Origin of the sequence: Gordonia lacunae, from assembly GCF_002149015.1 — a bacterium.
Taxonomy (GTDB): Bacteria; Actinomycetota; Actinomycetes; order Mycobacteriales; family Mycobacteriaceae; genus Gordonia; species Gordonia lacunae.
Window position 1 is genome coordinate 1 of record NZ_NGFO01000070.1, and the last position, 6,151, is coordinate 6,151.

A 6,151-nucleotide genomic window follows, 5' to 3' on the forward strand; every position below is an offset into this window, starting at 1 on the left:
AGATGGCGTTGCACACCGCGATCACCGAGGCGACCGGGCTGCCGATCTACTTTGCCGACCCGCACAGCCCCTGGCAGCGAGGCAGCAACGAGAACACCAACGGCCTGCTGCGCCAGTACTTCCCCAAGGGAACCGACCTGTCGTTTCACGGGCCGGGGATCCTGGCCAACGTGGCCGCCGAACTCAATGGCCGGCCCCGCAAACGACACGGTTGGCGCAGCCCCGCCTACAAACTCGACGAACTACTACGATCAGGACCAACCGATCCCGCTGTTGCAGCGACCGGTTGAATCCGCCCTCCACCGGGCCGGCGCTCAGGCTCTTCTCAGGGGTCGAGGTCGAGGGCCGGGCCCGCAGGCGTAACGTCGCGCGAATGAGCGATTCCGCGGTCCGCAACGTCGACCATCCCGATCAGGCGCCGGTGCCCCGCAGCCGCATCGTGATCGCGTCGATGGTCGGGACCAGCATCGAGTTCTTCGATTTCTATATCTATGCGACGGCCGCGGTCCTGGTGTTCCCGGTGCTGTTCTTCCCCAAGGGGGACGACACCGCGGCGCTGCTGTCGTCCTTCGCGACCTTCGGTCTCGCCTTCGTGGCGCGGCCCATCGGCTCGATCCTGTTCGGCCACTTCGGCGATCGCGTTGGACGAAAAGCCACCTTGGTCGGGTCGCTGCTCACCATGGGCATCGCGACGTTCGTGATCGGGCTGCTGCCCACCTACGACTCCGTCGGTTACCTCGCGCCCGCGCTGCTCGCGCTGATGCGGTTCTGCCAGGGCCTCGGGCTCGGCGGAGAGTGGTCGGGCGCAGCGCTTCTCGCGACGGAGACAGCCGAGAAGGGCAAGCGGGCGTGGGCGGCCATGTGGCCCCAGCTCGGCGCACCGATCGGGTTCTTCTTCGCCAACGGCACCTTCCTGCTGCTGATGCTCGGCCTCGACTTCGACGCCGCGTCCGCCGACCCCGACCATCCCTTCATGACCTGGGGGTGGCGAATCCCGTTCCTGGCCAGCGCCATCATGGTGGCGGTCGGGCTGTACGTCCGGCTGAAGCTCACCGAGACACCGGTGTTCGCGAAAGCCGTCGCGGACGGCAAGAAGGTCAAGGCCCCGCTGGCCGAGGTCGTCAAGACCAGCTGGCGTCCGCTCATCGCCGGCACGTTCATCATGGTCGCGACGTACACGCTGTTCTACATCGTGACCACCTGGGTGATCTCCTACGGCACCGGCAAGGTGACCGACGAATCGGGTGTCAAGCTCTCCATCAGCTACGTCGACTTCCTGCAGCTGCAGCTCGTCGCGGTCCTCTTCTTCGCCGCATGCGTGCCGATCTCGGGGCGTCTCGCCGACCGGTACGGGCGCCGCGCCTTCCTCATCGTGATCACCGCGGCGATCATCGTCTTCGGCCTGTGCTTCCAGTGGTTGCTCGACCCGGCATCGATGACCGACGGAATGATGCTGTTCTTCCTGATCCTCGGTATGACTCTGATGGGTCTGACCTTCGGGCCGATGAGCGCGATCCTGCCGGAGCTGTTCCCCACCAACGTGCGTTACACCGGATCGGGTGTGGCCTACAACGTGGCGTCGATCCTCGGCGCCGCCGTGGCCCCGTTCATCGCGACGTGGATCGTCGCCGACTACGGCGTCGGCTGGGTGGGCGTGTACCTCGCGGTCGCCGCCTGCGCCACGATGATCGCCCTGCTCAGCGTCCGCGAGACCAAGGCCGTCGACCTCACCGAGGTCTGAGAGCCGACGGCCTGTCGGGGGCTCGGCGTACCGTCGGACAGGTGAATTCGCGTCCGACATCAGGTGAGGCGACATGAGGCTGATCGACGTCGTCGAGACCTCCGCGGACGTGGCGCGCGACCGGTCGCGGACCCGCAAGACGGCGGTGCTCGCCGGCGCGCTGTCCGCGGCGACCGACACGGAACTGCCGGTCGTCGTCGCCTGGTTGTCGGGTGAGATCCCGCAGGGCCGGCTCGGCGTCGGGTGGCGGTCGCTCTCGAAACTGATGCCGTCACCGGCCGATTCGCCGAGTCTGGAGGTCGCTGCCGTCGACGCCGCGCTCGGTGAGCTCGCGTCGGCGTCGGGCCCCGGTTCGACGAAGCGCCGCGGCGAGATCATCGCGTCCCTGTTCGCGGCGTCGACCGAGGCCGAGCAGAAGTTCCTCGTCGCCTTGCTCACCGGCGAGCTGCGGCAGGGGGCACTGGCCGGTGTCATGACCGACGCCATCGCCAAGGTCACCGGCCAGGATCTGACGCTGGTGCGGCGGGCGAACATGCTGACCGGTTCGCTCCCGGAGACCGCGGCATTGGCCCGATTCGGCGCCGACGCGCTCGCCGGGGTCGGACTCCAGATCGGGCGCGCCGTCGAACCGATGCTGGCGACGCCTGCCGAAGATCTCGACTCCGCCCTGGCCCTACTCGGGCCCGACCTCATCGTCGACTACAAACTCGACGGAGCGCGGATCCAGGTGCATCGCAAGGGGACCGAGATCGCGGTGTTCACCCGCACGTTGCGTGACGTGACGGCCAACGTGCCCGACCTCGTCGCGGTGATCGCCGCGCTACCGTGCGACTCGGTCATCCTCGACGGGGAAACGCTGATGCTCTCCGACGACGGCCGACCACGGTCCTTCCAGGACACCATGAGCCGCTTCGGTTCCGGTCCGACCGCCGCAGGCGAACCCGAACGCCTGCTCAAGCCGTTCTTCTTCGACTGCCTGCATCTCGACGGCACCGACCTCATCGACCGCCCGCTGTCCGAGCGGCTCGCAGCGATCGACTCCATCGCCCCGCAGTTGCGCATCCCCGCGGTGACGCGACCGAGCCTCGACGAGGCACGCAAGCACTTCGACGCAGCGATGGCCGATGGCCACGAGGGTGTGATGGTCAAATCGCTCGACGGCCTGTATGTCGCCGGCCGGCGTGGAAAGGCGTGGCAGAAGGTCAAACCGACGCACACGTTCGATCTGGTGGTGCTCGGCGCCGAATGGGGCTCGGGGCGGCGCTCGGGATGGCTGTCGAATCTGCATCTCGGCGCCCGCGACCCCGAGACAGGCGAACTCGTGATGGTCGGCAAGACCTTCAAGGGTCTGACCGACGAGCTGCTGCGCTGGCAGACCGAGGAGTTCCCGAAGCACGAGACACACCGGGACTCATACACCGTGTACCTCCGGCCGGAGATCGTGGTGGAGATCGAACTCGATGGCGCGCAACGGAGTTCGAGGTACCCGGGCGGGGTCGCGCTGCGCTTCGCGCGCGTGGTGCGCTATCGCCCGGACAAGACTCCCGAGCAGGCCGACAGCATCGAGGCGATCCGCGCTCTGTTGAAGTGAGGTCTGCCCTTCGAGGCTCGTCGCTAGCGCTCCTCGCACCTCAGGGGGCGGAGGGGCGTCGCTAGCGCTCCTCGCACCTCAGGGAGGAGCGGGGGGAGGCGCTCGCTCCTCGGTATCTGCGGCCTGGCGGCCGTCGTGGACCACGAAAGGACTCCGCTCCCTGAGGAGGCCGGAGCCTGCGGAGGCCGTCACGAAGGGTCGTGGCGAGATGCGTCGCCGAACCCTTCGAGGCTCGTCGCTTACGCTCCTCGCACCTCAGAACCAGTGGTTTTGACGTTCTTTCGGATCGGGGAGCGGGGTCTTTCGTGCGCCGGTCAGACCAGCGACAGCTGTGCCACCGGGGTGGTGGTGGGGTGGTCCGAACCGCCGGGTGGTTCGACGGTGAACGCGAGGGTCGAGGCGGAGTTGATCCCGGACAGGACGGCGGTGGTGACCGGTTCGACATCCTTGTCCGTCATGGTGCCGGCCGAGCGGGCACCGTCCGGCCCGATGAGCCACATCTGGTAGACGGTCCCCGGCTGGGGCGGTGGGACCGAATCCATGACCAACACACCGGTGTTCGCGGATTTGGCGAGATAGACGGTGACCTTTCCGGTCGCGACCGGGCCGCCCGTCGACCGCAGATCGTCGGCGGAGAAGACCTGCTCGGCCGGCGAGGCGAGCGGGCGCACCTCCGGCTCCGGTGAGCTCGACTGTCCGCTGACCCACCCGGCGGCGCCGATGGCGACGGCCGCCACCGCCGCGGCGGCGAGATACGTCCAGCGGCGAGGCAGGCGCCGGTCATCGGATCCGGTCGGCGGGACGACGGCGGGGGAACCCGGTTGTCCGGAGGCGATGTCGGCTGAGGCCGGGTCCTGCTGGGGAAGCGGATTCGGCGCGTCCGGCACAACCGGTCCGGATGCGGACGTGTTGCCCGGCCCGGCGGTGGTGTCCGACGCGTCGAGACCCGCGTCGGCTCGAGCGGCGGAGAGGATGCGGTCGCGGAGCGTCGGCGGGGGTGGCGTGGCGGTCGTCTTGCTCATCGCGGCCAGCGCCTCGCGGGTCGCGCGGACCTGCTTGTCGAACAGGGTCCGGAGATCGTGCGGCGCCGCCGCGACCCGCGCCTGGACATCACGCAGTTCGTCGTCGGAGAGTGCGTCGAGCGCGACGAGCGGTGCCATCTCCAACAATTCGGCAGCGTCGGAATCGAGATGATCAGCCATCACGTGCCTCCTGCCGTCGTCGAACGATATGTCGCTGTCCCCCCGGACGCCGCATCCGGCGGGCGGGGGTCACGTCTCCGCGTGGGCCCGGAGGCAACGGGGCTGCGGCAAGAAGTATGACGTGCGCTGCCGGCGTTCGGGGTATCCGGGCCGTCGGCCGAACGACGCGCGGTGGACTCGGGCGCCGTTGGCATGCACCGAGAGGCACGCCATCGCCACCGGCGGCGCATCCGTGCCGCGCCACGCGCTCGCGACGTCAGTGTGGGACCCGAGTGTCATGCCACCTGTTCGGATCCGTCGGCCAGGTGGATGGGTCGGAGGAGGTCAGCGCGACGTCCGGTGGATCACATCCGCACCGGCGTACCACCGGGCATCTGCTGATCGGTCGGGACGATCTCGGCACCCAGCGGCAGCAGCGATACCGGCACCATCTTGAAACTCGCGATGCCGAGGGGGATGCCGATGATGGTCAGACACATCGCCAGGCCGGTCGTGATGTGGCCGATCGCCAGCCAGAGGCCGGCCACGATGATCCAGATGATGTTGCCGATCGTCGATGCCACGCCCGCGGTCGGCTTGCGGACGACGGTCCGTCCGAAGGGCCAGAGTGCATAGCTCGCCATCCGGAACGACGCGATGCCGAAGGGGATCGTGATGATCAGGATGCAGCAGATGATGCCCGCGACGACGTAACCGATCGCCATCCACAGTCCGCACAGGACGAGCCAGATGACGTTGAGGATGGTCTTCATTCCTCCATTGTCCATGCGGTGCGGGCCGACGGGCACAAATGCGAGACGTGGGAGGACTGCCTGCCGGCCGGCCCGACACTACGATGACGTCGTGGGTGGACGGCCGGGACGTGCGCGAGAGGCGTTGTGGGCGGTGCTCGCCACCGTCGTGCTAGTCATCCGCATCGTGGCGACCATCGCGCTCGTGCTGTTCGTGATCGGCTGGGCTGTCGCGGCGATCCGCGATTCACTCGACAACGTGTTCTTGTGGCCGTCGATCGGCGCCGGCGTCGCGCTCCTCGTCAGCACCTACGTCTACGGTCACCTCCGCGCACGCTATCCCCGACACAACGGGTGGATTCCGTGAGTTCCGCTGACCCGCTTGGTCGCTGAAACGCGAGCGACGTCCTGCCCCTGCGCCGTGGGGTACGAGCGTCCCCCTGCTCCCTGAGGAGCGGTCGGAGCGTGCGAGCCTCCCCCCGGTATCCCTGAGGAGCGGCCGGAGCGTGCCAGCGTCCCCCCGCTCCCTGAGGAGCGGCCGGAGCTTGCGGAGGCTGCGTCACGAAGGGTCCTGGTGAGACGGGTTGCGGGACCCTAATGGGGGTGGATCGGCTCTCTTTTGGGGGATGCTGGTCGTGTGAGCCTTCCCGGTCGGTGACCACTGCCGGACCCTGAAACGGTGTGTTGGATTTCTAGACGAAGACCGTGGCCCGGCCGGGTGAGGATCACCCGCTAGAACGCTTCTGGGATGTCGTGCCCCCTGAAGGTGTGGGTGAGCACTGATCCATTAGGCCGCGTCAGGGTGATCTCCCGAAGGTTCACATCGAGATCGTCGAGACGACCGAAGACGAGGTGAACGAGTGTCATGATCTTTGTGGGCAACGAC

6 protein-coding genes are annotated in these 6,151 nt (G+C 67.9%); 4 read left to right on the top strand and 2 right to left on the bottom strand.

Going from position 1 to position 6,151, the window contains the following annotated elements; genetic code table 11:
• The 3 genes from CA982_RS26025 to CA982_RS26035 all read left to right on the top strand — a co-directional run.
• Positions 1 to 290: IS30 family transposase (locus CA982_RS26025; RefSeq protein WP_144066135.1), on the top strand; the 290-nt coding region annotated here is incomplete at its 5' end.
• A gap of 83 nt (positions 291 to 373) precedes the next feature.
• Positions 374 to 1,741: an MFS transporter gene (locus CA982_RS26030; protein ID WP_086537944.1), complete on the top strand. Its 1,368-nt coding sequence runs from the start codon at positions 374 to 376 to the stop codon at positions 1,739 to 1,741.
• 73 nt (positions 1,742 to 1,814) lie between these two features.
• Positions 1,815 to 3,332, top strand: a complete 1,518-nt coding sequence (locus tag CA982_RS26035) for an ATP-dependent DNA ligase (RefSeq protein WP_086537945.1) — start codon at positions 1,815 to 1,817, stop codon at positions 3,330 to 3,332.
• A 314-nt stretch (positions 3,333 to 3,646) separates the two neighbouring features.
• On the opposite strand, the gene CA982_RS26040 is transcribed toward CA982_RS26035, so the two are convergent.
• Both CA982_RS26040 and CA982_RS26045 read right to left on the bottom strand, forming a co-directional pair.
• The gene (locus CA982_RS26040) at positions 3,647 to 4,534 is read right to left on the bottom strand and encodes an anti-sigma factor (protein WP_086537946.1); all 888 of its coding nucleotides are present in this window, start codon (positions 4,532 to 4,534) and stop codon (positions 3,647 to 3,649) included.
• Between the two features lie 344 nt (positions 4,535 to 4,878).
• A complete protein-coding gene (locus tag CA982_RS26045; RefSeq protein ID WP_014924866.1) occupies positions 4,879 to 5,286 on the bottom strand; it encodes a YccF domain-containing protein in 408 nt (135 codons plus the stop codon).
• A gap of 91 nt (positions 5,287 to 5,377) precedes the next feature.
• Between CA982_RS26045 and CA982_RS26050 the strand changes: the two genes are divergently transcribed.
• Positions 5,378 to 5,632, top strand: a complete 255-nt coding sequence (locus CA982_RS26050) for a hypothetical protein (RefSeq protein ID WP_086537947.1) — start codon at positions 5,378 to 5,380, stop codon at positions 5,630 to 5,632.
• The last annotated feature ends 519 nt before the right edge of the window (positions 5,633 to 6,151 follow it).